Source organism: Achromobacter sp. KK8 (genome assembly GCF_054188005.1).
This window is the reverse complement of sequence record NZ_CM135178.1, coordinates 1177614-1203775: the sequence shown is the minus strand read 5'-3', so window position 1 is coordinate 1203775 and position 26162 is coordinate 1177614. Positions and strand designations below refer to the sequence as shown.

Below are 26162 nucleotides of genomic sequence, written 5' to 3'. Positions count from 1 at the left end.
ACCATGTGGTATTTCTCATGGGTACTCGGCCTGGGATTGGCGTGTGCGTTCGCCATCCTCAATGCAATGTGGTTCGAGCTGCGCGAAGGTCACTCGCATGACCCGCGCGCCAACCGCAACGACGAGTGAACGGCCGCGCGAGCAGCCTGGAGCACGATCCCTCGGCCAGCCTGCGCAAGCCGCCGCGCGAGCAATCGCGCTGGTTGATGGCGCTGGCCGGGGTGGCGCGGCTCCCGCTGATGCTGGCCGGCGCCGCGCCCCTGGTGTCGGGCGCGCTGCTGGTGGCGCAGGCCTGGCTGCTGGCCAGCGTGCTGGATGCCGCCATCGTCCGGCACGTCGCGCGCCAGGAGTTGCTGGGGCAGATCCTGGCCATCGTGGCCCTGATCCTGGTGCGTGCATGCATTACCTGGGCGGGTGAGCGCGCCGGGGCGGACGCCGCCGAACGCATCAAGCGCCATGTGCGCCAGGCCCTGTTTGCGCGCCTGCTGCAAAAAGGACCTGACTGGAGCCGCAGACAGGCCTCGGGTGAAATCGCCAGCGCGCTGGTGGATCAGGTCGAGGCGCTCGACGGCTTTTTCGCCAAGTACCTGCCGGCCATGGCCGCGGCGGCGCTGCTGCCGGTGGCGTTTTCGGTATTGCTGCTGCCGGTCGACGTGATCGCCGGGTTGGTGTTGTTGATCACTGCGCCGCTGATTCCCTTGTTCATGGCGTTGGTGGGCTGGGGCGCGCAAGGCGCCAGCCGCCGCCACTTGCGCGCTTTCGCCCGCCTGTCGGGGTTTTTCGCCGACCGCATGCGCGGCCTGTCGACACTCAAGCTGTACGGTCGCGCCGAGGCCGAGGCGGCGTCCGTGGCCGCGGCCAGCGATGCGTTGCGCCAGCGCACCATGTCCGTGCTGCGCATCGCCTTTCTTTCCTCGGCGGTGCTGGAGTTCTTTGCCGCGCTCGGCGTGGCGGGCGTGGCCGTCTACATCGGCCTGAGCTACCTGGGTTTCCTGGACCTGCGCTGGTCGCCTTTCACGCTGCAGGCCGGGTTGTTCTGCCTGCTGATGGCGCCCGAAGTCTATGCGCCGCTGCGCCAGTTCGCGGCGCACTATCATGACCGCGCCACGGCGTTGGCGGCCGTGTCGCAGATCGCCACGTTGTTCGATGGCCTGCCGCGGGAGGAGGGCGTCGCGCCCGCGTCCGATGCGCCGCTGGCGCGCCCGCCGGGCGGCGCTGCGGCAACGGTGGCCGGCCTGACGGTGACGGCACCTGGCCGGCCGTCGCCGGTGTTGGCCGATGTGGCCCTGACGCTGGCGCCGGGTGAACATGTGGCGCTGATGGGCCCCAGCGGCATCGGCAAGTCGACCCTTATCGAAGCGATCGCGCGACTGCGCCCCGCCCAGGGCGACATCCGTCTGGACGGGGTGCCCCTGGATCAGTGGGGCGAGGCCGATTTGCGCGCGCGCGTGGCCTTGATCGGGCAGAAGCCGCAACTGCTGGCCGGCTCGATTGCCGACAACATCCGCCTGGGCCGTCCGCAGGCCGACGACGCGGCGCTGCGGGAAGCCGCCCGCCGTGCCTGTGTGCTGGAGTTTGCCGCCGGACTGCCGCAGGGGCTGGACACGCTGTTGGGCAGTCGCGGACATGGCCTGTCGGGCGGTCAGGCGCAGCGCGTCGCGCTGGCACGGCTGTTCCTGCGCGATCCGGGCCTGATCCTGCTGGACGAACCCACCGCGCATCTGGACGAGGCGACACAGGCGCGCGTACTGGACGAGATCCTGGCATTCGCCGCCGGCCGGACGCTGTTGCTGGCCACGCATTCGCCCGCGGTCGCCGCGCGTTTCCCGCGGGTGCTGCGCATCGCCGATGCACAAGTGAAAGACGCATGAAGAATCTATTGCTGCTCCTGCCGCTCTACGCACGCCGCAAGGGCGGGCTGCTGCTGGCGTTGTTCTGCGCCCTGGCGACTGTCGCCGCGGGCGTGGGGCTGCTTGGCGTGTCGGGCTGGTTCCTGACCGGCGCGGCGCTGGCCGGCGCCGGGGGCGCCTTCAACCTGTTCGCGCCGTCCGCGCTGGTGCGCGGCCTGTCGTTCCTGCGGATCGTTTCGCGCTACGCCGACCGCGTGGTCGGGCATGCGGCCACGCTGCGCCTGTTGGCGGATTTGCGCGCGGCGGTGTTCGCCGCGCTGATCCGGTTGACGCCACGACAGCTGGCGCGCTATCGCAGCGGCGACCTGGTGGCCCGCATGACCGGCGATGTCGATGCGCTGGACACCGTCTTCCTGTTCGTGCTGGCGCCGCTGGCTACCGCCATCCTGGCCGGCGCGGCGCTGACGGCGGTGCTGGGCTATTGGGTGCCCGCGGCCGCGCTGGTGTTCGCGCTGGCCTTGCTGACGGTTTGCGTGCTGGTGCCGCTGTGGCTGCTGCGGGCGGCGCGCGCGCCCGGCGCGGCGGCGCAGGAAAGCGCCGCCGGATTGCGCGCCGCGACGCTGGACGCGGTCGATGGCCATGCCGACATGGTGGCGCTGCACGCGCAGGCGCAGACCCGTGCGCATTTCGAACGGCTGTGCCAGACCAGCGCCAGGGCGCGCGCCAGCCAGGCGCGGGTGGCCGCCAGGGGACAGTGGTTCCTGCAGGCGGCGGCGGGGCTGTCGCTGGTGGCCTTGCTGTGGTTCGGCCTGGCACAGCATGAAGCCGGCGTGCTGGAGGGGCCGCTGCTGGCGGGCCTGCTGCTGGCCGTGATCGGCATTTTCGAAGTGGCGGGTCCCATCATGCGCGGGGCCTCGCGCATGGGGTCGGCCCTGTCGGCCGCGCAGCGCATCCGCGATGTGGCGCAGCGCGAACCCGACATGCGCGATCCGGCCGCGCCCAGTCCGCTGCCGCGACGCGGCGCATTGGAAGTGGTGGACCTGACGTTCGCCTATCCGGCCAGGTCGGCGGAGCCGCCCGCGCCATTGCTGCGCGATCTGCGCCTGCGGGTGGAGCCCGGCGAACGGGTGGCGATCCTGGGCGAAAGCGGCGTGGGCAAGTCCACCTTGCTGCACCTGCTGTTGCGCCTGGAGGATCCGCTGGCGGGCCAGGTGCGCTACGCCGATGTGGACGCCCGCGCCTGCGCCCAGGCCGACTGGCATCGACGCATCGCCTTGCTGTCGCAGGATGCGCCGGTGTTCCTGGGAACGTTGCGCACCAACCTGCTGATTGGCGATCCGCAGGCCGACGATGCCACGCTGTGGCGCGCCCTTGACGCGGCCCGGCTGGGGGAGTTCGTGCGGGGCCTGCCCGACGGCCTGGATACCTGGACCGGCGAGACCGGCTCGCAATTGTCCGCCGGCCAGGCGCGGCGTCTGTGTCTGGCGCGCGCCTTGCTGTCGCCGGCAGAGGTCATTGTGCTGGACGAGCCGACGGCCGGCCTGGACGGCGCGGCCGAAGCCGCGTTCTTCGCCGACCTGGGGCAGGCGGTGCAGGGGCGCACGGTCGTGTTGGCGACGCACGCCGCATTGCCCGCCGGCGCCGTCGACCGCTGTTGCATATTGCGCGGCGGACAGTTGCATGACGTGTCATCGGCGATGGCAATCCTGGCTTAAGCGCGGTTGCGCGGTTATAGTTCGCGTTGCTTCAATTCTTCAGGGCCGTCTTCCATGCAGACCGACAACGCCGAGTACATCCGGCGCACCATCCGCAGCGTTCCAGACTGGCCCCAACCCGGCATCATTTTCCGGGACATCACGCCGGTGCTGCAGGATCCTCGTGCGTTCCGGGTGCTGATCGATCTCTTCGTCTACCGCTACATGCGCCAGCGCCTGGACCTGGTGGCCGGCGTGGACGCGCGCGGTTTCATCATCGGCAGCGTGCTGGCCTATGAACTCAACCTGGGTTTCGTGCCGGTGCGCAAGAAGGGCAAGCTGCCTTATCGCACGGTGGCCGAGGAATACTCGCTGGAGTACGGCAATGCCGCCGTCGAAATGCACACGGACTCCGTGCGCACGGGGCAGCGCGTCCTGCTGGTGGATGACCTGATCGCCACCGGCGGCACCATGTTGGCGGCGATCAAGCTGTTGCAGCGCCTGGGTGCGAACGTGGTCGAGGCCGCCGCCATCATCGACCTGCCCGAGCTGGGCGGTTCGGCCAAGATCGCGGCCACCGGCACGCCCTTGTACACCGTCTGTCAGTACGACAGCGCGTCCGTCTGAAACGCGGCGGCGAGCCCGAAGGAAAAGGGCTCAGGCGTCCGACAGCCGCGGCTGGATGAAGTCCAGGAAGGCCTTGGTCTTGGCGGGCAGCATGCGGGACGGCAGCAAGGCGAACAGGGGCAGCGGCGTCAGGCTCCAGTCGGGCAGCACCCGCACCAGTCCGGCCTGCTTGATCGCGCGCTCCATTGCATCGAACACCAGCAGTGGCGTGATACCCAGCCCCTGGCCGGCCAGGCGTCCCAGCATGCCGACGTTGTTGGCGGACAGCCGCCCGGAGACCTGCACGCGCTCGACCTTGTCGCCTGAATGAAGCATCCAGAAGGATGACTCGTCGCGCATCGTCGGCCGCAGGCATTCGTGATGCGTCAGGTCGGCCGGCACCCGCGGTTCGCCGTGGCGTGCCAGGTAATCCGGCGAGGCATACAGCTGGTGGGCCATCAGCACGATCTTGCGTGAAATCAGGCTGGAATCGGGTTGCTGCCCGAATCGAAGGATCAGGTCGAATGGATTGCTGATGGGATCGATCGGCCGCATGCTCAGATCGAAATCGCACTCGATATCCGGATGCTGTTCGCGGAATTCGCGGATCACGGCGGGCAGGAACAACTGCGCCAGGCTGGTCGGCAGCGAGATGCGCAGGCGGCCCTTGGGCTGCACCGCCATATCGAGCAACTGATCGTGGGCGATGCGGGCTTCTTCGACGATGTGCCGGCACCGCTCGAAATAGATGGCGCCGGCTTCGGTCAGGTCGATCTTGCGGGTGCTGCGGTTGAGCAACCGCATGCCTACGCTGCGCTCGAGTTCGCTGACACGGCGTGACAGCGTGGACGTCGGAATATTCAAGGCTTCCGCGGCATGGCTGAAGTTCTTGCGCTTGGCGACCTCGACGAAAAGCGCGATGTCGTTAAGCTGGATGTCCATGGAGCCCTCGATTTCAATTCCATTTCTGGCAGAGTCATATGATAAATGGAATTATTGTCCCGGCAGTGGAAATGTCTATTTAGTTAGGACAAAGAAACTTCGGGGCGCGGCTGCGCCCATTTTTCTTTACATGGCTGGCGCGTAGCTGAATGGACGACGGCGGATCACATCGGAGCAAGGTCGGCATTGCGCAATTGATGCGCAGGTTCCACGTATGTGCTCGGCAATTGTCCCGCATATGCAAATATGTTCACCAAAATAAGGGTTTTTACTAGGACCTGATCGCCAGATACTTCACCCCAGCAATCGAATTGACACATTGCCGCCGTCGCCCTGGCGGCGGACGGTGTGCCAGGTTTAGGATGGAGTCAACGCAATGAAAGCCCTAGCTACCGCAATCATGGTTACCGCAACGCTCGCAGGCATGTCCGCCGCCCACGCCGAAGGCAAGACCCGCGAACAGGTCCAGCAGGAACTGCAGGCCGCCAAGGCCGCCGGCCAGGTCACGTTCGGCGAACAGGATTACCCCCCCGCCATTCCCCAGCAGACCAACCTGACGCGCGAACAGGTCCAGCAGGAGCTGCAAAGCGCCAAGGCCGCCGGCCAGGTCACCAGCGGCGAGCTGGATTACCCGCCGCGTGCCGCCGCCCCGCAGGCCATGGGCAAGACGCGCGAGCAGGTGCGCGAAGAACTGGCCCAGGCCAAGGCCCGCGGCGAATACACCTTCGGTGAACTCGACTACCCGCCCAAGGGGCGCTGAGTCGTCACGGCCGCGCCGCATGGAGGCATAAGCCCCTGCAAGGGGTTTTGCCTTTGATGCGGGAGGCTGCGTGTGGCCTCGCATGTGGTGTTTATGCCGCAAAAATTGTGCGGCTCGCGCAACAGGTGATGTCGATCGCCCGGCCCGCCGGGCCACGTCGCGGAGGCCGTCGCGGCGCGATTGCGAGCAACAATTCGCATTTGATATCAAGACGTTAAAGCGCGTTCCTCGAGGTGTGGAAGCGGTTGCCGCCGCGCATTATCCCACCCATGGAAAGTAGTTCTTCGAAATTCGGATTACTTCAAATTGTTCCAGGTCCGACACTAGATTCAGTGCAGACGCCGCTCGCTTTCTCGTAGCGGCACGCAGCCCGAAGCGGAACCCGCCGTACGGATGCGGATTGCCTTTATCTTGCCATTTCGAGGACTCTCATGAAAAAGACGCTATTGGCTGTCGCGTTGCTGACCGGCTTTGCCGGTGCCGCGCAGGCTGCCGACTCCGTGACGCTGTACGGCTTGATCGACGCCGGTATCGGCTACGAAAAAGTCAAATTCAACGGCAATTCGCAAAGCCGCGTCGCCGGCGTGCAGGGCGTGAGCAGCGGTTCGCGCTTCGGCCTGCGCGGCTCGGAAGACCTGGGCGATGGCTTGCGCGCCGTGTTCAACCTGGAAGGCGGCTTCGGCCCGATGAACGGCCAGTCGCTGCAAAGCGGCCGTCTCTGGGGCCGCCAGGCCACCGTGGGCCTGGACAGCGACTCCTGGGGCCGCCTGGAATTCGGCCGCCAGACCAACCTGGCCTCGAAGTACTTCGGCTCGATCGACCCGTTCTCGATCAGCTACAACAACGCCAACCTGGGCACCACGTTCAGCAGCGCCAACACGATGCGCCTGGACAACATGGTGCTGTACCAGACCCCCAGCATGGACGGCTTCAAGATCGGCGTGGGCTATTCGTTCAGCGCCGATGACAGCGTTGAAGACGGCGTCAAGGAAAAGCACCAGACCGGCTTTGCCACGGGCAACAACAACCGTGTGCTGACCGCGGGTGTGCAATACCTGAACGGCCCGCTGAACCTGGCGGCAGCCTATGACCGCTTCAATCCGTCCAATGACAACATCGGCGGCAAGTCCAGCGCGCGTATCCAGTCGTACCTGATTGGCGGCACCTACGACTTCGAGGTGGTCAAGGTGGCGGCGGCTTTCGGCCAGACTCGCGACGGCTGGTTCGTAGGCCAGAACATGGGCACCACGCCGGACGGCATGCAGAAGTTCGGCACGTTCAAGCTGGCCGACGGCTTCCGCGCCAATTCCTACATGATCGGCGCGACCGTGCCGCTGGGCCGCCACGCTGTCTTCGGCTCGTGGCAGCGCGCCGCGCCGAGCAACGACAAGCTGACCGGCGACGACGCGACCTTCAACGTCTACAGCCTGGGCTACACGTACGACTTCACCAAGCGCACCAACCTGTATGCGTATGCGTCCTACGCCGACAACTACGCGTTCCAGCGCGATGCCAGCGACACCGCCTTCGCGGTGGGTCTGCGTCACCGGTTCTAAGCGCAGGCGCCGGCCTGGCTGCACCTTGCTGAATGCGCGGCACATCTCCGTGAGCCGCCGAGTGACAGCGAACCCCCCCTCCAGGTTGCAGCCGGGCGGGTCTTGAGCAAAGAAGGGCAGGGCCTCCGTTTGGAGGCCCTCTCGCTTTCCGGACCGGGAATTACAGGAACAGCTTGTAGGCCGGGTTGTCGGTCTCGTTCCAGTGCGGATAGCCGAGCTCGGCCACGAAGTTGCGGAATTGCTTCTTGTCGGCCGGCGGCACCTGGATGCCGATCAGGATGCGGCCGTAGTCGGCGCCCTGGTTGCGGTAGTGGAACAGGCTGATGTTCCATTCCGGGTTCATCGCGTTCAGAAAGCGCATCAGCGCGCCCGGCCGCTCGGGAAATTCGAAGCGGTACAGCAACTCGTCGCGCGCCTGCGCCGAGCGGCCGCCGACCATGTGGCGCAAGTGGGTCTTGGCCATTTCGTCGTGCGTCAGGTCCAGCGTATCGAAGCCATGGCGGCGGAAGTGGCCGGCAATCCTGTCGGGTTCGGTCGGCGCTGAAACCTGCAGGCCGACGAAGACATGGGCGCGGTCGGAATCGGAGATGCGGTAATTGAATTCGGTCACGCTGCGCTCGCCGACCAGTTCGCAGAAGCGGCGGAAGCTGCCGCGCTGTTCCGGCATGGTGACGGCGAAGACGGCCTCGCGCATCTCGCCGACCTCGGCGCGTTCGGCCACGAAACGCAGGCGGTCGAAGTTCATGTTGGCGCCGCAGGCGATGGCCACCAGCGTCTTGTCCTTGAGCTTGTGTTCGGCGGCGTACTGCTTGGCGCCCGCCACGGCCATGGCGCCGGCCGGCTCCAGTACGCTGCGGGTGTCCTGGAACACGTCCTTGATGGCGGCGCAGATGGAATCGGTGTCCACCACGACGAAATCATCGACGTATTTGCGGGTGAGCTTGAAGGTCTCGGCGCCGACCAGCTTGACCGCGGTGCCATCGGAGAACAGCCCTACGTCGTTCAACTGCACGCGGCGGCCGGCGCGCACGCTGCGCAGCATGGCGTCGGAGTCTTCGGTCTGCACGCCGATGATCTTGATCTCGGGGCGCAGCTGCTTGATGTAGGCGGCCACGCCGGCGATCAGGCCGCCTCCGCCGATGGCCACGAAGATGGCGTCGATCGGGCCGGGATGCTGGCGCAGGATCTCCATGCCGACCGTGCCCTGGCCCGCGATCACATCGGGATCGTCGAAGGGGTGCACGAAGGTCAGTTTTTCCTTTTTCTCCAGCGTCTGCGCGTGGGCGTAGGCATCGGAGAAGCTTTCGCCGGCCAGCACCACTTCGCCGCCCAGCCGGCGCACCGCGTCGATCTTGACCTGCGGGCTGGTGGTGGGCATGACGATGACCGCGCGGCAGCCGAGCCGGGACGCGGCCAGCGCCACGCCCTGGGCGTGGTTGCCGGCCGAGGCCGCGATCACGCCGCGGTTGCGCGCCGCCGGCGCCAGGTTGGCCATCTTGTTGTACGCCCCGCGCAGCTTGAAGCTGAAGACGGCCTGGGTGTCCTCGCGCTTGAGCAGGATCGTGTTCGCCATGCGCTGCGACAACAGCGGCGCGGCTTCGAGCGGCGATTCGACCGCGACGTCGTAGACCTTGGAGGTCAGGATGCGTTTCAGATAATCGGTGGACATGGACTGCGCGAGGGTTGGGGCGGAAAGAGGGCGGGGCGCGGGCAGGCCCGCGCGCCGTGGTGTGAGCGCGATTATTGCAGGGAAAGCCGCGTCTCCGAGGGTTTTCAGGCGCTTTCGCCACGCACCGGACGGCCGCGGCCGCGCGCGGCTACACTCGCTGGCATCATGGAAGAAAGCCTCCTCTCCGCCGTCCACTGGTTGCTTGGCCTGCTGGCCTTGCCCTCGGTCGGCCTGCCCGCGATCTTCGCGGTGTCGTTGATTTCCGCCACGCTGCTGCCGCTGGGGTCCGAGCCGGCGGTGTTCGGTTATCTGAAACTGTCGCCGGACATGTTCTGGCCCGCCATTCTGGTGGCGACCGCCGGCAACACCATTGGCGGGGCCATCAGCTATGCCATGGGCCTGGGCGCGGAGAAGGCGGTCGAGCGCTGGAAAGAGCGCCACCCGCACGCGCCGGCCGAACGACGCATGCGCGGCCGTTGGCACGAGCGCGCCCACGACTGGATCCACCGCATGGGACCGCCGGCGCTGCTGCTGTCCTGGCTGCCGGCGGTGGGCGATCCGCTGTGCGCCGTGGCCGGATGGCTGCGGCTGCCGTTCTGGCCTTGCGTGGCCTATATGGCCATCGGCAAATTCCTGCGCTATCTGGCCATGACGGCCAGCCTGCTGTGGCTGTTTCCCGGGCAGGTCTAGCGCTGACGTCCCGCTTAATTGGGGACATATAAACATGCAATTGCCCCGGTTTTGGACGCTTCCCAGGGGGTATTCGGGGGCAGTTCCGGCCAATGGCATAAAATAATTTTTTAAGGGCCCCCTCTTGCCGCCATGAACGCCCCACTCGCCAGCCACATCTTGAACGGGGCGACGCCGCCCGCAGCACCCGCGCGACTGCGCGAAATCCCCTACAACTACACGTCGTTTTCCGATCGCGAGATCGTCGGCCGTCTGCTGGGCGATGATGCCTGGAGCCTGCTGACCGACCTGCGCGGCGAACGCCGCACGGGGCGGTCCGCCCGCATGTTGTACGAGGTGCTGGGCGACATCTGGGTGGTGCGCCGCAACCCGTACCTGCAGGACGACCTGCTGGACAATCCCAAGCGCCGCAAGCAGCTGATCGATGCGCTGCACCATCGGCTGGGCGAGATCGACCGCCGCCGCGAACCCGGCGCGCCGGCCGAGGCCGGCCACGATCCGCATCGCGATGAGAAAGTGCTGGGCCTGCTGGGTCGGGCGCGTTCGGCCATTGCCGCCTTCGAGGGCGAGTTCGACCAGACCGCCATGCTGCGCAAGCAGGCGCAGAAGGTGCTGGGCCGCATCACCGCGCGCGACAACATCAAGTTCGACGGCCTGTCGCGCGTATCGCACGTGACCGACGCCACCGACTGGCGCGTGGAGTACCCCTTCGTGGTGCTGACGCCGGACACGGAAGACGAGATCGCCGCGCTGGTCACCGCCTGTATCGAGCTGGGCCTGACCATCGTGCCGCGCGGCGGCGGCACCGGCTACACCGGCGGCGCGATTCCGCTGACCTGGAAGTCGGCCGTCATCAACACCGAGAAATTCGACAAGCTGGGCAAGGTCGAGTCCTGTATCCTGCCCGGGCTCACCGAGCCCGTGGCCGTTATCCATGCCGGCGCCGGCGTGGTGACCAAGCGGGTGTCGGAGGCGGCCGAGGCGGCCGGTTTCGTGTTCGCCGTGGACCCGACCTCGGCCGAGGCCTCGTGCGTGGGCGGCAACATCGCCATGAACGCCGGCGGCAAGAAGGCCGTGTTGTGGGGCACCGCGCTCGACAACCTGGCCTGGTGGCGCATGGTCGACCCGGACGGCAACTGGCTCGAAGTGACGCGCCTGGCGCACAACATGGGCAAGATCCATGACGTCGACGTGGCCCGTTTCGAACTCAAGTGGTTCGACGGCCGCGGCAAGCCGGGCGAGCGCCTGCTCAAGACCGAGACCCTGGAAATCGCCGGCCGCGTGTTCCGCAAGGAAGGCCTGGGCAAGGACGTCACCGACAAGTTCCTGGCCGGCCTGCCGGGCATCCAGAAGGAAGGCTGCGACGGCCTGATCACGTCGGCGCGGTGGGTGCTGCACCGCATGCCCAAGCATACGCGCACGGTCTGCATGGAATTCTTCGGCCAGGCGCGCGACGCGATTCCTTCGATCGTCGAGGTCAAGGGCTACCTGGACGGCGAGGGCCGCGCCCGCGGCGCCATCCTGGCCGGCCTGGAGCACCTGGACGAGCGCTACCTGCGCGCGGTTGGCTATGCCACCAAGAGCAAGCGCGGCTCGCTGCCCAAGATGGTGCTGATCGGCGATATCGTCGGCGACGACGAGGACGCCGTGGCCGCGGCCGCCAGCGAAGTGGTGCGCCTGGCCAACACCCGCCACGGCGAAGGCTTCGTCGCGGTGAGCGCAGAGGCCCGCAAGAAGTTCTGGCTCGACCGCTCGCGCACCGCGGCGATCGCGCGCCACACCAACGCCTTCAAGATCAACGAAGACGTGGTGATCCCGCTGCCGCGCATGGGCGAATACACCGACCATATCGAGCGCATCAACATCGAGCTGTCGACCCGCAACAAGCTGCGCCTGCTGGGCGCGCTGGACGACTACCTCTGTACGCCGCTGCCCGTCGGCAAGGCCGAGGACGCCGCCGACGACGATGAAACCCGCGCCGAGGTGCTGGCCGAACGCACGCGCCAGGCCATCGAGCTGCTGGCCGCCGCGCGCCAGCGTTGGCAGTGGCTGTTGGACAACCTGGACCTGCCGCTGGCCGACGCCATGCCGCAGCTGGAAACGCTGGGTATGGGCCATCTGCGCGCCACGCTGGCCGAGCGCCTGGAGGCGCAGCCGCAGGCGCGCGTGTTCGATGTGGTGCAGGACCGCACCATCCGCGTGTCGTGGAAGACCGAGGTGCTGGCCGGCCTGCAGGCCGCGTTCTCGGGCGCGGCGCGCAAGCCGATCCTGGACGAGCTGGTGGCGATCCATGGCCGCGTGCTCAAGAGCCGCGTATTCGTGGCGCTGCACATGCACGCCGGCGACGGCAACGTGCACACCAACATTCCGGTCAACTCGGACGACTACGGCATGCTGCAGGAGGCCCACCAGGCCGTCGAGCGCATTATGCAGATCGCGCGCGACCTGGACGGCGTGATCTCGGGCGAGCACGGCATCGGCCTGACCAAGTACGAGTTCCTGACGGAGGCCGAACTGGCGCCGTTCCAGGAATACAAGCGTCGCGTCGATCCCAACGGCCACTTCAACGCCGGCAAGCTGATGCCCGGCGCCGACCTGCGCCACGCCTGGACGCCCAGCTTCAACCTGATGGGCCACGAATCGCTCATCATGCAGCAGAGCGACATCGGCGCCATCTCGGATTCGATCAAGGACTGCCTGCGCTGCGGCAAGTGCAAGCCGGTCTGCGCCACCCACGTGCCGCGCGCCAACCTGTTGTACTCGCCGCGCAACAAGATCCTGGCGACCTCGCTGCTGGTCGAGGCCTTCCTGTACGAAGAGCAGACCCGCCGCGGCGTCAGCCTGAAGCACTGGGAAGAATTCGAGGACGTGGCCGACCACTGCACCGTTTGCCACAAGTGCTACAACCCCTGTCCGGTCGACATCGACTTCGGCGACGTATCGATGAGCATGCGCGCCGTGCTGCGCCGCATGGGCCGCAAGTCGTTCAATCCGGGCACGGCCAGCGCCATGTTCTTCCTGAACGCCAAGGACCCGGCCACCATCAACGCCACCCGCAAGGCGATGGTGGGGGTGGGCTACAAGGTGCAGCGCGCCGCGCATGACCTGCTGTCGGGCCTGGTGAAGAAGCAGACCTCGGCGCCGCCAGCCACGGTTGGCAAGCCGCCGCTGCGCGAGCAGGTGGTGCACTTCGTCAACAAGAAGATGCCTGGCGGGCTGCCCAAGCAGGCCGCGCGCAAGCTGCTGGACATCGAGGACGCGAACTACGTGCCGATCATCCGCGACCCCAAGGCCACCACGGCCGACACGGAAGCGGTGTTCTACTTCCCGGGCTGCGGTTCGGAACGCCTGTTCTCGCAGGTCGGCCTGGCCACGCAGGCCATGTTGTGGCATGCGGGCGTGCAGACCGTGCTGCCGCCGGGCTACCTGTGCTGCGGTTATCCGCAGCGCGGCAACGGCATGACCGACAAGGCCGAGCAGATCATCACCGACAACCGGGTGCTGTTCCACCGCGTTGCCAACACGCTGAACTACCTGGACATCAAGACCGTGGTGGTCAGCTGCGGCACCTGCTACGACCAACTGGCCGGCTACGAGTTCGAGAAGATCTTCCCGGGCTGCCGCCTGATCGACATCCACGAATACCTGCTGGAAAAGGGCATCAAGCTGGAAGGCGCCAAGGGCGTGCGCTACATGTATCACGACCCCTGCCACACGCCGATGAAGCTGCAGGATCCGATGAAGACGGTGCGGTCGCTGGTGGGCGACGGCGCCGTCAAGAGCGACCGCTGCTGCGGCGAGTCGGGCACGCTCGCCGTCAGCCGGCCGGACATCTCGACCCAGGTGCGCTTTCGCAAGCAGGAAGAGTTGCTCAAGGGCGATGCGGCCTTGCGCAGCGATGGCTTCACGGGCGACGTCAAGGTGCTGACTTCGTGCCCGTCGTGCCTGCAGGGCCTGTCGCGCTACCAGGGTGATACCGGCATGGACGCCGACTACATCGTGGTCGAGATGGCGCGCCACATCCTGGGCGAAGGCTGGATGGAAGACTACGTGCGCCGCGCCAATGCCGGCGGCATCGAGCGCGTGCTGGTGTAGCGACCGGCGCGGCTGGTATGGCGCGAGGAACGCCCGGCGGTAACGCCGGGCGTTTCGCTTTTTGGCGGACCGGCGCACCGGTTGGGCCAACAGAAAGCTTGAGTTGAAATTTTATTGCAAATAACATTGCGTCTCAGTTGTAATGTGAGGCGTCGCTTTCCCCATGCCTGTTTCTTCCCGCTCCCCCCTCCTGGCCGTCGTCCTGGCGGCCGCGGCCAGCCTGCCGGCCCATGCCGCGCGCCAGCCGGTCGCCGAAGCGCCACTGTCCGGCGAAACCGAGTTCCACTGCCGCTTTGGCAAGGACAACAGCACCGAGTGCGTCAGCACCTATCGCTACACCATCCTGACCCTGGCCGGGCGCGACCTGGTATCGCGCATCGACCGCAGCTACGCCGAGAACGACAGCCTCAAGGTCGAGCGCGCCGAACTGATCCAGCCGGGCGAAAAGCCGGTGCCGCTGGCCGCCGCCCAGATCGACACCCGCATGGCGCCCAATCCGGACCAGGGCTTCCTGCGCCAGAAGCAGACTTCGCTGGCCTTTCCCAATCTGCGCGTGGGCAGCACCATCGTCTACACCTTGCGTGAACACTTTGCCGGCATCCCTTCGGCCACGCAGTTTCATTACGTGCTGGATCTGCAACCACGCGCCGTGCGCCAGGAGCGCTTCCGCGCCGAGTTCAGCGCCGATCGCCCGATGATCTGGCGCGGCCAGGCCATGGAGGCCTACCGCGTCGAGGTGGCGCCCGATGCCAGGCACATCACCGTGGAGTTGAAGGCCACGCCTTACTACTACGCCTACGTCAATGAGTCGGACCAGGGTTATCTGCGGCAGTCGCCGCGCCTGGAGATCGGCAGTGCCGACGCGCTGCAGGATTATTTTGGCCCGTTCGCCAAGCGCTACAACGAGATCCTGGCGGCCCCGCTGCCGCCGAACGCCGCCGCGGTGGTCGCGGCGCAGCGCGACAAGCCCGCGCCCCAGGCCGTGGCCGGCCTGATGCGTCATCTGCACGAACACTATCGCTACCTGGGCGACTGGCGCAGCAGCGAGCGTGGCCAGATTCCGTTTGCGCTCGACGAGATCGAGCGCCGCGGCTATGGCGACTGCAAGGACCTGGCGGTGCTGCTGGTGGCCATGCTGCGCGCGGTCGGCATCGAGGCCGAACCCGCCCTGGTGGCGCGCGGCACCATGGCGCCCGAGGTATTGCTGCCCGGCCTGGCCGCGCCCAACCATGCCATCGTGCGCGCCCGCGTGCAGGGCGCGACCTGGTGGCTGGATCCCACCAACCCGGTGTTCGTGCCGGGCTTCACCATGCCCGATATCCAGCAGCGCTGGGCGTTCGTCATGGACAGCCAGGGCAATATGCGGCGCGAGGACATTGCGCTGGAGGCGCCGGGCGTCGGCGTCGTGGTGACGCGCAACGAGCGCTTTGGCGAGGACGGGCAGGCGCAGGTGCGCGCATCGGTCGAGGTGGGGCGCATGGTGGCGGCCGAAGTCAGCGTGGGTGATCTGCAGAACGGCGCGACGGCGATGGACCAGGCGCTGTGCCGCAGTTTCGCCGCCGAGAATCGCGATTGCCGGCTGCAGCGCGGCGCCAGCGATTTCGTGGTGCCCGCCACCTATCGCATCGACGCCACGCTGGTGGACCTGCGGGCGCTGGAACGCGTCGGCCGGCAGTATGTGCACACGCAATCGCACCTGGGCGATGACTGGGAGGCCTTCGCCCGCTACCGCCAGACCGGCCAGCTGGCGGATATCTATCTGGGCACGCCGGAGACCGCGTCGTACGACGTGACGCTGACGGGCGGCCAGGTCGACGCGCCGGCGCTGCATTGCCAGGTGCGCTCACCCTGGATCGATGTGGACCTGGACGGCAAGCCCGCCGCCTCGGGTTACCAGTACCGCTATCGCAGCGTCCGCAAGGTCAGCTGGTTCAGCCATGCGGACATCGTGTCGGATGGCTTCGGCCAAGCCATCGACAAGGGCCGGCAGTGCGTGGAATCCCTGCGCCTGGCGGTGACGCTGCCGGGCAAGTGATCGGCCGCCTGTCCTTCGCCGGTGGCGCGGTCACCAATGAAAAACGCGGCCCCGGGGCCGCGTTTTTCATTGGCAATGCGCGCTCATTCGAGCTTGATGTTGGCCTTCTTGATCACGTCGGCCCAGGTGGCGCGCTCCTTGTCGGCATAGGCCTTGAAGTCCTGCGCCGACATGGGCATCGGGATGACGCCCATGTCCAGCATCTTCTGCGACACGGCAGGCGACTTCAGCGTGGCGTCGAGTTCGGCGGACAGCTTCTTGACCACGGCTTCCGGCAGGCCGCCGGGGGCCACCAGGCCTTGCCAGGCGTAGGCGGTGAAGTCGGGCACGCCTTGTTCGGCCATGGTGGGCGCGTCCGGCAGCACGGCAACGCGCTCGGGCGTGGCCGCGCCCAGCACGCGCAGCTTGCCGGCCTTGACGTTGGGCAGGCCGGCGGCCAGGTCGATGAACATCACGTCCACCTGTCCACCCAGCAGGTCCTGGATGGCGGGCGCCGCGCCCTTGTAGGGCACGTGCAGCAGGTTGGCGCCCGTGCGCTGCTTGAACAGCTCCAGCGCCAGGTGGTGCGGCGAGCCGGCGCCGGCCGAGGCGGCGGTCAGCTTGCCGGGTTCCTTCTTGGCGGCCTGGATCACGTCGGCGACCGTCTTGTAGGGCGAATTGACGTTCACCGCCAGCAGCAGCGGGAACTTGGCGATGCCGCCGATGTAGGTGAACTTGGACGGATCGTAGGCCAGCTTGGCGTACAGCGTGGGGTTGTAGGCCAGGGTGCCGGAGTCGGCGGTGCCGACGACGTAGCCGGTGGGTTCGGCCTGCGAGATCGCGGTGGCGCCGATGATGGTGGCGGCGCCGGGGCGGTTCTCGACCACGATGGTCTGGCCCAGCGGCTTCTCGATGCCGCTGGCGACGGTGCGCGCGACCACGTCGGCGCCGCCGCCGGCCGGGTAGGGCACGATCCAGCGGATGGGTTGGGTGGGCCAGGATTGGGCGGCGGCCGTGGCGGCGGCCAGCGACAGGGCGGCAAGCGCCAACAGGCGCCGGGCGTGCTTGTGCATGGGGAGTCTCCTCATTTTTTTGCGACGCTATTATGCCCCGGCAACGCGGCAATATGCGCCTGTTTCCAGGCCCGGATTCAGCGGCTTATTGCGGATCCGGGTAGCTGCGGGCGCCGAAGATGGCGGTGCCGATGCGCACTTCGGTCGAGCCCTCCTCGATCGCCAGTTCGAAATCTCCGCTCATGCCCATCGACAGGCGGTCCAGCGACACCCCTTCGATCGCTTCGTGGCGCAGCTGGTCGCGCAGTTCGCGCAAACTGCGGAAGCAGGCGCGCACTTCGCCCGGATCCGGCGAGTTGACCGCCATCGTCATCAGGCCGCGCACGCGCAAGGTCGGGAACTCGGCCACGATGCGCCGCAGGAAGGCCGACACGTCACTCGGCGCCATGCCGTATTTGCTGGGTTCGCTGGAGGTCTTGACCTGCACCAGCACGTCCAGCGTCCGGCCCTCGAGAACGAGGCGGCGGTGCAGGGCCTCGGCCAGGTCGATCCGGTCCAGCGATTGCAACTCGGTGGCGTCACGCGCCGCGTCCTTGGCCTTGTTGGTCTGCAGGTGGCCGATCAACACCCATTGCAGTCCCTGTCCCGCCAGCGCCGCGGCTTTCTGCCGCAATTCCTGGGTCTTGTTCTCGCCGAACCGGGCCAGGCCCAGCGCCATGGCCTCGCGGATGGCGTCGACCTCGAACGTTTTGCTGACGGGCAGCAGCGTCACGCTGTCCGGTGCCCGGCCGGCGCGTTCGCAAGCCTGGGCGATGCGTTGCCGGATCGCGGCCAGGCGGATGGCCATGGTGTCTACTTCGGTCATGCGGGGTCTCTTCGGTACGGAATGTCCCATAGTGTAGGACGCGCGCGCACCGTTTCGCCACACCGGTCCGCGCCGCGCCGCATCTTCGTTGACCCTGCCGGAGCGGCAGGCTTAGAATTTGGCGATATTTGTTTAGATTTCAATGTTCTAAGCCTCCGGCGCCGTCCGCACGACGACGCGGGTCCTCCCTTTCTCCTCGCCGTCCCCTCCGCCATGTCCAGCGCCGCGCCCGAGTACGCTTTTGCCACGCCTTTCCTGAATCCCCCCGCCTCCCCGATCCGTTCGCTGATGCCCTACGCGATGCGGCCGGGCACCATTTCGCTGGCGGGCGGCTATCCGGCGCAGGAACTGTTCGACGTGGACGGCCTGACGATCGCCTCCACCCAGGTGCTGGCGCGGCTTGGCGCCTGCCTGCAATACTCGAACATCGACGGACAGACCAGTCTGCGCAACGAATTGGCGCGGTTGTCGGCGGCGCGCGGCCTGCACTGCAACGCGGACACGGAACTGGCCGTCACCGGCGGGTCGCAGCAAGCCATGGCGCTGCTGACCCGTGTGATGCTCCAGCCCGGTGACCATGCCGTCATCGAATCGCCGGCCTTCCCGAATTCCGTGCAGGCGTTGCGCTACACCGGCGCCACGGTGCATACCGTGCCGTCCGGCCCGGACGGCGTCGACATCGACGCGCTCGATGAGCTTGCCGCGCGCGTCAAGCCCAAGGTCGTGTGCGTGGTGGCGTCGTTCTCCAATCCCTGTGGCGCCACCATTTCGCGCCAGCGCCGCCTGCGCCTGCTGGAGCTGGCGGTCAAGCATCGCTTCCTCATCGTCGAGGACGATCCGTACAGCGAATTGCGCTTCGCCGGCGAGGCGGTGCCACCCATCATGGCGCTGGCCGAGGGCGAGGCCCGCAACTGGGCCGTGTACCTGGCAAGCATGTCCAAGACCATGGCGCCCGCCTTGCGCATCGGCTGGCTGGTGGCGCCGGCCGAAATCCGCCGCCGCTGCGTCGGCGCCAAGGCGGCCGACGACATGGCTTCGTCCACGTGGATCCAGGAAGTCGTGGCGCAATACCTGGCGAATGGCCGCTACGAAGAGCACGTGCCGCGCATCCGCGCGGCCTATGGCCTGCGCTGCGACGCCATGGCCGAATCGTTGACGCGCGAGCTGAACGGACGCATTGCGTTCAGCAAGCCCGAGGGCGGCATGTTCTTCTGGGCGCGCCTGACGGGCGAGGTCGACGCCACCCGCCTGCTGCCCTACGCCATCGAGCACGAAGTGGTCTACGTGCCGGGCAAGGCGTTCTACGCCGACCCGGCGCAGGCCGACCTGCATGCCATGCGCATGTCGTTCGCCACCATGAACGAAGCCCAGATCGCCCAGGGCATGCAGCGGCTCAGCCGCGCCCTGGACGCGTGCGAGGCCAACCAGCCGGTGTCGATCTCGCTGGCGGCGTGATATACCCAAATAAGCGCTGGTTATTTTGCGCGGGCGCTTCATGTCTATAAGCTTCTCGCCGTGGCGCGCTCGCGCGTCCCGGTACAACAGGAAAAACAGTCATGAACATTGCAAAAGGGTTGGTGGGCGCGGCGTTGTTGCTGGCCGTGGCACAAGGCGCGCAGGCGGCGACGTTGGACGTCGTGCGCCAGCGTGGGGCGGTGGCTTGTGGCACCACCACGGGTTTCGCGGGCTTTTCCGCGCCGGACGCGCAGGGCAAGTGGCAGGGGCTGGACGTGGACCTGTGCCGCGCGATCGCCGCGGCCGTGTTCGGCGATGCCAACAAGATCAAGGTGGTGCCGCTCAATTCGCAGCAGCGCTTCACCGCGCTGCAATCGGGCGAAGTCGACGTGCTGACCCGCAACACCACCGTGACGCAGCAGCGCGACACGGCGCTGGGCATCATCCACGCCGGCATCAATTTCTATGACGGCCAGGGTTTCCTGGTGCCCAAGTCGCTGGGCGTCAAGAGCGCCAAGGAAATCAACGGCGCCACGATCTGCCTGCAGACCGGCACCTCCAACGAGAACACGCTGGCCGACTGGGCGCGCGCCAACAACGTCACCTACAAGCCGGTGGTGATCGAGACCTTCAACGAAGTGGTCAATGCGTTTGCCGCGGGCCGCTGCGACGTGTTCTCCACCGACGCCTCGGGCCTGGCATCGATCCGCATCTCCAAGCTGCAAAACCCCGACGACTACGTGGTGCTGCCCGAGATCATCTCGAAGGAACCGCTGGGTCCGTTCGTGCGCCAGGGCGACGACGCCTGGCTGAACATCGTGCGCTGGTCGCTGTCGGCCATGATCGAGGCCGAGGAATATGGCGTCACCTCCAGGAACGTCGACGAACAGGCCAAGAGCAGCAATCCCAACATCAAGCGCATCCTGGGCGTGACGCCCGGCGGCGGCGCCAACCTGGGGCTGGACGAGAAGTGGGCCTACAACATCGTCAAGCAGGTCGGCAATTACGGCGAGAGCTTCGAGCGCAACGTCGGCCAGGGCAGTCCGCTGAAGATCAAGCGCGGCCTGAATGCGCAGTGGACGCAGGGCGGCCTGATGTACGCGCTGCCGATCCGCTGAGCGCGGCCTGGGTCCGGGCGGCGCCGTTCGGGCCCGCCAATGAAAAACCGATGCCGCGGCATCGGTTTTTTTTTGGGCCGTTGGTGGCGGCGGTGGCGCCTGGTCCGGATCGTCAGCGGCGCCGGTACACCTCGGCAATCCGGGTGAACGCCGCGCGCAGTTCGCGCGTGCCGCCCTGGAAGATCACGGGCCGCCCGCGATGCGTGAACACCACCAGCCGCTTGGAAAAGATCATCGGCACGAAGCGGACTTCGCGCACGTCCTCCCAGGCGACTTCGCGCCGCGAGAACCAGGTCTGGCGCAGGCCGTGTTCGTCGATGGTGGTGATGGAGGTCTGCATGTGCCATGACACGAACAGCAGGCCGATGAAGCACAGGCCCACCACGACGGCCATCATGCCGTCCAGCGACTGGCCCGGGGCGCGGATGGCGGTGGTGACGACCTGGACGCCCAGCACGGCCAGGATGACCCAGGTCAGGATGCGCACCCAATCGGGCCAGGCCTGCCCCGACAGGGGCAGCGGGCCGATGGCGCGCAGCAGGGCGGCGTGATCCTCGGGCGAGGGGGAGGGGGCGGGGGACGTCATGCGGCTGCGGAGTTCCGGTAGCGTTGCGAGAAGACGTGCGCCGGGTGGCCCCGGCGCTCACGCGAAACGCGCGCAGCCATTCTACGAGTTTTTCGCGTCAGGCGGCCCGCTTGGCGGCAATGGCGTTGCCGGCGCGGCTGGAACCCTTGCGATTCAGGTTGGCCGACATCCATTGGCCGATGTCGACCACCGCGTCGAAGTCCACGCCGGTGTCGATGTCCAGGCCGCGCAGCATGTACAGCACGTCTTCGGTGGCGACGTTGCCGGTCGCGCCCTTGGCGTAGGGGCAGCCGCCCAGGCCGGCCACCGAGGCGTGGAAGATCGAGATGCCGGTTTCCAGCGACGCCAGGATGTTGGCCAGCGCCTGGCCGTAGGTGTCGTGGAAGTGGCCGGAGACGCGCGCCGGATCCACCACGCGGGTGACCGCGGCCATCACGTCGCGCACGCGCTGCGGCGTGCCCACGCCGATGGTGTCGGCCACGTCGATCTCGTCGACCTGCAGGGCCAGGTAGCGCTGCGCCACGTCGACCACGGATTCGATGGGCACCTCGCCCTGGTAGGGACAGCCCAGCGCGCAGCTGATGCTGCCGCGCACGCGGATGCCGGCTTCGCGGGCGGCCTGCACCACGGGCTCGAAGCGCGCGATGGACTCGGCGATGGAGCAGTTGATGTTCTTTTGCGAAAAGGCCTCGCTGGCCGCGCCGAAGATGACGATCTCGTCCGCGCCGGCGGCCAGCGCGCCCTCGAAGCCCTTCATGTTGGGCGTAAGCACGGAATAGATGGTGCCGGGGCGGCGCTGGATCCGCGCCATCACGTCGGCGCCGTCGGCCATTTGCGGCACCCACTTGGGCGACACGAACGAGGCCGCCTCGACGTTGGGGAAGCCGGCGGCCGCAAGGCGGTCGATCAGTTCCACCTTGATGTCGGTGGGCACGAATTCCTTTTCATTCTGCAGGCCGTCGCGGGGCGAAACCTCGACGATCTTGACGCGTGTGGGCAATGCCATGTCTCTTCCTGTATCGGTATCGGGGGCGGCCGCGATGGCGGCCTGGTGCCAGGGACAATATTAGCGCCATCGCATCCGGCCCCGTCCGTGGCCGGCGCCAGCCCTGTCCATGCCCTGGCCGGCGCGTCGGACGGCAGGGGGCCGCAGCCTATTTCAGGCGCTGGAAGCGGCCATCGTCCAGGCGCGCGACGCGCGCGGCCAGTTCGAGTTCGAGCAATTGCGCTTGCAGCGTGGCGGTGTCCAGCCCGCAGCGTGCCTGCAGCGCATCCAGGTGCAAGGGGTCGAAGCCCAGGGCTTCGAGCACCGGATGGGTCGGGTTGTCGGCGTCGCCCGGATCGTCGGCCGGCTCGGGCGGTCGGCGCGTGCCCGGTTGGGGGCCGCCGCCAAGTTCGTCGGTAATGTCGGCCGCGGTCTCCACCAGCTTGGCGCCCTGGCGGATCAGCGCATGGCAGCCGCGCGACAGTGGCGAATGGATCGAGCCGGGGATGGCGAACACTTCGCGTCCGCTCTCACCCGCCAGGCGCGCGGTGATCAGCGAGCCGCTCTGCCGGGCCGCTTCCACCACCAGCACGCCCCGCGCCAGGCCTGCCACGATGCGGTTGCGCTTGGGGAAATGCTGCGGCAAGGCGCCGGTCCCCAGCGGCAGCTCGGATACCAGCGCGCCGTGCGCGGCGATGCGGTGCGCCAGGTCGCGGTGGCGCGCCGGGTAGATGCGGTCGATGCCGGTACCCATCACGGCGACCGTGCCGGCGCCGCCCGGGCCGGCGTCCAGCGCGCCTTCGTGGGCCGCGGCGTCGATGCCCAGCGCCAGGCCGCTGACCACGCGCCAGCCGCTGCCGGCCAGGTGGCGGGCGAAGGCGCGGGCATTTTCCTGGCCGCCGGGCGTGGCGTTGCGCGCGCCCACCACCGCCAGCGCGGGGCCTTGCAGATAGGCCGGATCGCCATTCACGTAGAGCAGGATGGGCGGATCGGCGATGGTGAGCAGGCTTTGTGGATAACCCGGATCTGACAGCGTCAGGATGTGATGGCCGGGCGCGTCGACCCACTGCAGGGCGCTGTCGACCTGGGCCGCCATGTCGGCGGGCATGGGCGCGGCCAGCTGGCGGGCCAGCGCGTCGGGCAGCTGGCGCGCCAGGGCGGTGGCGCGCTGGGCGTAGATCTGTTCCGGCAGCCCCAGGGCGCCCAGCAGCGTGCAGGCGGTGGCGGAACCTATGCCCGGTTCCAGGGACAGGCGCAGCCAGGCGGACAATTCAGCGGCGGTATGGGTGAGCGGCATGGGCGAAGAGCGCGGGATGGGCCGGCGCGGGAAAGGCGCAGGGGGCGCGCTTGGCGCGCCGGACGTCCGAGAGTGTCTCATGACGGTGGGGCCGGGGCGGGCGGGGCGGACCGAATCGTCCCGCCCGCCATCGGGCAAAACGGTGCCGGACAGTGCTCCGACAATCCCGGATTTAGCCGAAAACTATTAGAAATCAAGACTCTAATGAATTAAACTGTTGGTCAGACACCAATTACCAACGATCCCTATTCAATGGCTTTACTTCCCATTCTTCGTTACCCGGATCCGCGCTTGCACAAGAAGGCCAAGCCGGTCGCCGAGGTCGATGACCGCATCCGCCAACTGGTGCGCGACATGGCCGAGACCATGTACGACGCGCCGGGGGTGGGCCTGGCCGCGACCCAGGTGGACGTGCACGAGCGCGTGGTCGTCATCGACGTCTCCGAAGAAAGCAACCAGCTGCTGGTGCTGATCAACCCCGAGATCACCTGGCGCAGCGACGATTACAAGATCTACGAGGAAGGCTGCCTGTCGGTTCCGGGCATCTACGACGAAGTCGAGCGCGCCTCGCGCATCCGTTGCAAGGCGCTGGACATCGACGGCAAGCCGTTCGAGTTCGACGCCGATGGCCTGCTGGCCGTTTGCGTGCAGCACGAGCTTGACCACCTGGAAGGCAAGGTGTTCGTCGAATACCTGTCCAACCTGAAGCAGAACCGCATCAAGACCAAGCTGAAAAAGGCCGAGCGCGAAGCGCTGCGCGCCTGACGCCCGTCCCATCCTTCCCGGTCCGACCCTCATGCGCCTCGTTTTTGCCGGCACGCCGGAATTCGCCCGTATCGCCTTCGACGCCCTGCGGGCGGCAGGGCACGACATTCCCCTGGTCATGACCCAGCCCGACCGTCCGGCCGGGCGCGGACTCAAGCTGACGCCCAGCCCCGTCAAGCAGGCCGCGCTCGACGCCGGTATCGAGGTGGCCCAGCCGCGCAGCCTGCGGCTGGATGGCCGCTATCCCGATGAAGCCGCCGAGGCGCGTGCCCTGCTCGAACGCGTGGCGCCCGACGTCATGGTGGTCGCGGCCTACGGCCTGATCCTGCCGCAGTGGGTGCTGGACCTGCCGCGCCTGGGCTGCCTGAACATCCACGCCAGCCTGCTGCCGCGCTGGCGCGGCGCGGCGCCGATCCAGCGCGCCATCGAGGCCGGCGATGACCGCACCGGCGTCACCATCATGCAGATGGACGCGGGCCTGGACACCGGCGACATGCTGCTCGAACGTATCGTGCCAATCGGCGCCGACACCAATGCCGCGCAGTTGCACGACGCGTTGGCGCTGGCCGGTGGCGAGGCGATCGTGGCGGCCCTGGCCGCGCTGGCGCAGGGCGGCCTGGCGCCGCGCAAGCAGCCCGAGGAAGGCGTGACCTACGCCGCCAAGCTCGACAAGGCCGAGGCGGCGCTCGACTGCAGCCAGCCCGCCGCGCTGCTGGCGCGCCGCGTGCGCGCGTTCAATCCGGTGCCCGGCGCCAGCATCCGCCTGCCCGGCCTGGCCGATCCCGTGAAGGTGTGGCGCGCCGAGGCCGTGGCGCAGGCCGTGACGGCCGCGCCCGCAAGCGTGTTGCGCACCGCTGCCGACGGCATCGACATCGCCACCGGCGATGGCGTGCTGCGCTTGCTGGAACTGCAGAAGGCGGGCGGCAAGCGCCAGCCGGTGGACGTGTTCGTGCGAGGCTGGCAGCCGGACTGACGCCGGCCGATGCTGCCCAGGCCGTGCCGCCACCCTTGGCGCCGGGTTCAGCCCCGTTGGGCCAGCAGATCCAGATAGGCGCCGGACACCAGCTGTTCCGGGGCGATCCGCAGGCTGGCCAGCAGTTCCCGCGCTTCGGCCATGCCGGCCTCGGCGCTTTCCCCGTCGCGCAGCACCACTTCGAGTTCCAGGAATTCCCCCAGTCCCTCGACCCGGTCCAGATGGATGCGGGTGCGGCCGGCCATGAACAGCAGGCGCTGCTTGCGCACGCGGCCGATGACGCCGTAGGCCAGCCCCAGCGCATCGCGCAGCGTGTCCGGCGACGACGTCGGCGAGATGACGTAGAAGCTTTCCTTGGGCCCGGTGTCGTCGGCGCGGCGGTAGAAGATCAGTTCACCCGTGCCGTCGCTGAAAGCGCGCAGCTTGAGACGGCCATCGGGACAGGCGAAGAAGGTGTCGTCCTGCGCGATGGCGACCGGCTCCTTGCCGGACAGCGCCGCCGCCAGGGATTCGATGGCGGCAAGGCTGGCCACCCGCGCCTTGATCTCGATGTTGCGTGCCATGGGTGCCTCCGGGGCGAAAGCCGCGTCAAGCGAGCACGGCGGGCAGATCGGCGACCTGCATGATCAATTCGTCGGGGCCGCGCTCGCGCAACGCGTCCACGTGGTTGTAGCCCCAGGCCACGGAACCGACCCTGACCCCCGCCTTGCGCGCGGCGTCGATGTCGCGCATTTCGTCTCCGACCAGCAAGAAACGTTCCGGCGCGGTGTCGTGGCGCTTGAGCAGCCGGTCGATCTTGGCCGCCTTGCCGAACAGGTCGGTGCCACATTCGTAGTCGTCGAACAGGGCCGCGGTGTCGGGCCCCAGCACGCGCCGCACGTTTTCCAGCGAATTGGAGCTGACCACCGCCAGCCGCACCCCCGCGGCCTTCAGGCGGGCCAGCGCGTCGGGAATGCCGTCGAACATGTGCACGCTGGGATCGATCTCCTGCATCAGGGTGCGCACGTGCGCCATGATGGCGGGCAGCTTCCACAGCGGGATGCCGAGGAATTTGAGGATCTCGGCGGCGTCGCGGTGACGCAGCTGGTCGCGTTCGGCGGCGTCGATCTTGCGAAAACCGTACTTGTCCGCGACCGTGTTCAGGATGGAATTGAACCAGGGCATGGTATCGGCCAGGGTTCCGTCGAAGTCGAAGGCTGCGATGTCGTATTTCAAGTAAACAATCCGAT

At 67.6% G+C, this 26162-nt stretch carries 23 protein-coding genes; 14 read left to right on the top strand and 9 right to left on the bottom strand.

Annotated elements, in window-relative coordinates; all coding sequences use genetic code 11:
- The first annotated feature begins 3 nt into the window (after nucleotides 1-3).
- The 4 genes from cydX to ACVN9Z_RS05520 are packed head-to-tail and all read left to right on the top strand — an operon-like array spanning nucleotide 4 to nucleotide 4171.
- The gene (gene cydX / locus ACVN9Z_RS05535; RefSeq protein WP_024070662.1) at nucleotides 4-129 is read left to right on the top strand and encodes a cytochrome bd-I oxidase subunit CydX; all 126 of its coding nucleotides are present in this window, start codon (nucleotides 4-6) and stop codon (nucleotides 127-129) included.
- Nucleotides 126-1871: a thiol reductant ABC exporter subunit CydD gene (cydD, locus tag ACVN9Z_RS05530; protein WP_024070661.1), complete on the top strand. Its 1746-nt coding sequence runs from the start codon at nucleotides 126-128 to the stop codon at nucleotides 1869-1871. The genes cydX and cydD overlap by 4 nt, the downstream gene beginning before the upstream one ends.
- Complete coding sequence (gene cydC, locus ACVN9Z_RS05525; RefSeq protein WP_070780689.1) at nucleotides 1868-3565, top strand: thiol reductant ABC exporter subunit CydC; 1698 nt, start codon at nucleotides 1868-1870, stop codon at nucleotides 3563-3565. The genes cydD and cydC overlap by 4 nt, the downstream gene beginning before the upstream one ends.
- Before the next feature lie 54 nt (nucleotides 3566-3619).
- Nucleotides 3620-4171 (top strand): adenine phosphoribosyltransferase, encoded by a 552-nt coding sequence (locus tag ACVN9Z_RS05520; RefSeq protein ID WP_006389896.1) that lies wholly within the window; start codon nucleotides 3620-3622, stop codon nucleotides 4169-4171.
- Nucleotides 4172-4201: 30 nt separating this feature from the next.
- Here the strand turns inward: ACVN9Z_RS05520 and ACVN9Z_RS05515 are convergent, their stop codons facing one another.
- Complete coding sequence (locus ACVN9Z_RS05515) at nucleotides 4202-5092, bottom strand: LysR family transcriptional regulator (protein ID WP_006389897.1); 891 nt, start codon at nucleotides 5090-5092, stop codon at nucleotides 4202-4204.
- A 149-nt stretch (nucleotides 5093-5241) separates the two neighbouring features.
- Between ACVN9Z_RS05515 and ACVN9Z_RS05510 the strand changes: the two genes are divergently transcribed.
- The 3 genes from ACVN9Z_RS05510 to ACVN9Z_RS05500 all read left to right on the top strand — a co-directional run bounded on the left by ACVN9Z_RS05510 (nucleotide 5242) and on the right by ACVN9Z_RS05500 (nucleotide 7408).
- Nucleotides 5242-5367: a hypothetical protein gene (locus ACVN9Z_RS05510; RefSeq protein WP_458213217.1), complete on the top strand. Its 126-nt coding sequence runs from the start codon at nucleotides 5242-5244 to the stop codon at nucleotides 5365-5367.
- Nucleotides 5368-5468: 101 nt separating this feature from the next.
- The gene (locus ACVN9Z_RS05505) at nucleotides 5469-5852 is read left to right on the top strand and encodes a DUF4148 domain-containing protein (protein ID WP_045952948.1); all 384 of its coding nucleotides are present in this window, start codon (nucleotides 5469-5471) and stop codon (nucleotides 5850-5852) included.
- Nucleotides 5853-6283: 431 nt separating this feature from the next.
- Entirely contained in the window at nucleotides 6284-7408 is a 1125-nt protein-coding gene (locus ACVN9Z_RS05500) for a porin (protein WP_241072078.1), read from the top strand.
- A gap of 160 nt (nucleotides 7409-7568) precedes the next feature.
- Here ACVN9Z_RS05500 and ilvA read toward each other — a convergent pair whose 3' ends face one another.
- Nucleotides 7569-9077, bottom strand: coding sequence for a threonine ammonia-lyase, biosynthetic (gene ilvA / locus ACVN9Z_RS05495; protein WP_006389900.1), 1509 nt, complete (start codon nucleotides 9075-9077; stop codon nucleotides 7569-7571).
- Nucleotides 9078-9242: 165 nt separating this feature from the next.
- Here ilvA and ACVN9Z_RS05490 point away from each other — a divergent pair, with 165 nt between their 5' ends.
- The 3 genes from ACVN9Z_RS05490 to ACVN9Z_RS05480 all read left to right on the top strand — a co-directional run bounded on the left by ACVN9Z_RS05490 (nucleotide 9243) and on the right by ACVN9Z_RS05480 (nucleotide 15897).
- A complete protein-coding gene (locus ACVN9Z_RS05490) occupies nucleotides 9243-9767 on the top strand; it encodes a YqaA family protein (protein ID WP_020925988.1) in 525 nt (174 codons plus the stop codon).
- A gap of 132 nt (nucleotides 9768-9899) precedes the next feature.
- Nucleotides 9900-13862 (top strand): DUF3683 domain-containing protein, encoded by a 3963-nt coding sequence (locus ACVN9Z_RS05485; protein ID WP_173010578.1) that lies wholly within the window; start codon nucleotides 9900-9902, stop codon nucleotides 13860-13862.
- Between the two features lie 163 nt (nucleotides 13863-14025).
- On the top strand, nucleotides 14026-15897 hold the full coding sequence (locus tag ACVN9Z_RS05480; RefSeq protein ID WP_458213216.1) for a DUF3857 domain-containing transglutaminase family protein: 1872 nt from the start codon (nucleotides 14026-14028) through the stop codon (nucleotides 15895-15897).
- A gap of 83 nt (nucleotides 15898-15980) precedes the next feature.
- Here ACVN9Z_RS05480 and ACVN9Z_RS05475 read toward each other — a convergent pair whose 3' ends face one another.
- Together ACVN9Z_RS05475 and ACVN9Z_RS05470 are read right to left on the bottom strand one after the other, a co-directional pair.
- Nucleotides 15981-16949, bottom strand: coding sequence for a Bug family tripartite tricarboxylate transporter substrate binding protein (locus tag ACVN9Z_RS05475; protein WP_006389904.1), 969 nt, complete (start codon nucleotides 16947-16949; stop codon nucleotides 15981-15983).
- Between the two features lie 85 nt (nucleotides 16950-17034).
- A complete protein-coding gene (locus ACVN9Z_RS05470) occupies nucleotides 17035-17754 on the bottom strand; it encodes a YggS family pyridoxal phosphate-dependent enzyme (protein ID WP_006389905.1) in 720 nt (239 codons plus the stop codon).
- A gap of 213 nt (nucleotides 17755-17967) precedes the next feature.
- Here ACVN9Z_RS05470 and ACVN9Z_RS05465 point away from each other — a divergent pair, with 213 nt between their 5' ends.
- Together ACVN9Z_RS05465 and ACVN9Z_RS05460 are read left to right on the top strand one after the other, a co-directional pair.
- Complete coding sequence (locus ACVN9Z_RS05465; RefSeq protein WP_458213215.1) at nucleotides 17968-19209, top strand: aminotransferase-like domain-containing protein; 1242 nt, start codon at nucleotides 17968-17970, stop codon at nucleotides 19207-19209.
- Between the two features lie 101 nt (nucleotides 19210-19310).
- Nucleotides 19311-20327, top strand: coding sequence for an amino acid ABC transporter substrate-binding protein (locus tag ACVN9Z_RS05460; protein ID WP_006389907.1), 1017 nt, complete (start codon nucleotides 19311-19313; stop codon nucleotides 20325-20327).
- Between the two features lie 112 nt (nucleotides 20328-20439).
- Here ACVN9Z_RS05460 and ACVN9Z_RS05455 read toward each other — a convergent pair whose 3' ends face one another.
- The 3 genes from ACVN9Z_RS05455 to dprA all read right to left on the bottom strand — a co-directional run bounded on the left by ACVN9Z_RS05455 (nucleotide 20440) and on the right by dprA (nucleotide 23195).
- Nucleotides 20440-20913 (bottom strand): hypothetical protein, encoded by a 474-nt coding sequence (locus ACVN9Z_RS05455; protein WP_006389908.1) that lies wholly within the window; start codon nucleotides 20911-20913, stop codon nucleotides 20440-20442.
- 97 nt (nucleotides 20914-21010) lie between these two features.
- A complete protein-coding gene (locus ACVN9Z_RS05450; protein ID WP_458213214.1) occupies nucleotides 21011-21919 on the bottom strand; it encodes a hydroxymethylglutaryl-CoA lyase in 909 nt (302 codons plus the stop codon).
- A 148-nt stretch (nucleotides 21920-22067) separates the two neighbouring features.
- Nucleotides 22068-23195 carry a DNA-processing protein DprA gene (dprA, locus tag ACVN9Z_RS05445; protein WP_038504550.1) on the bottom strand — a complete coding sequence of 376 codons (1128 nt, stop codon included), beginning with the start codon at nucleotides 23193-23195 and terminating at the stop codon, nucleotides 22068-22070.
- A gap of 252 nt (nucleotides 23196-23447) precedes the next feature.
- On the opposite strand from dprA, the gene def reads away from it, so the two are divergent.
- Together def and fmt are read left to right on the top strand one after the other, a co-directional pair.
- The gene (def, locus tag ACVN9Z_RS05440) at nucleotides 23448-23960 is read left to right on the top strand and encodes a peptide deformylase (RefSeq protein ID WP_006389914.1); all 513 of its coding nucleotides are present in this window, start codon (nucleotides 23448-23450) and stop codon (nucleotides 23958-23960) included.
- Between the two features lie 31 nt (nucleotides 23961-23991).
- Nucleotides 23992-24933, top strand: a complete 942-nt coding sequence (gene fmt / locus ACVN9Z_RS05435) for a methionyl-tRNA formyltransferase (protein WP_020925995.1) — start codon at nucleotides 23992-23994, stop codon at nucleotides 24931-24933.
- Between the two features lie 47 nt (nucleotides 24934-24980).
- Here the strand turns inward: fmt and ACVN9Z_RS05430 are convergent, their stop codons facing one another.
- Both ACVN9Z_RS05430 and ACVN9Z_RS05425 read right to left on the bottom strand, forming a co-directional pair.
- Nucleotides 24981-25496: a class IV adenylate cyclase gene (locus ACVN9Z_RS05430; protein WP_060720947.1), complete on the bottom strand. Its 516-nt coding sequence runs from the start codon at nucleotides 25494-25496 to the stop codon at nucleotides 24981-24983.
- Between the two features lie 25 nt (nucleotides 25497-25521).
- Nucleotides 25522-26148 (bottom strand): HAD hydrolase-like protein, encoded by a 627-nt coding sequence (locus tag ACVN9Z_RS05425; protein ID WP_020925997.1) that lies wholly within the window; start codon nucleotides 26146-26148, stop codon nucleotides 25522-25524.
- Between the last annotated feature and the right edge of the window lie 14 nt (nucleotides 26149-26162).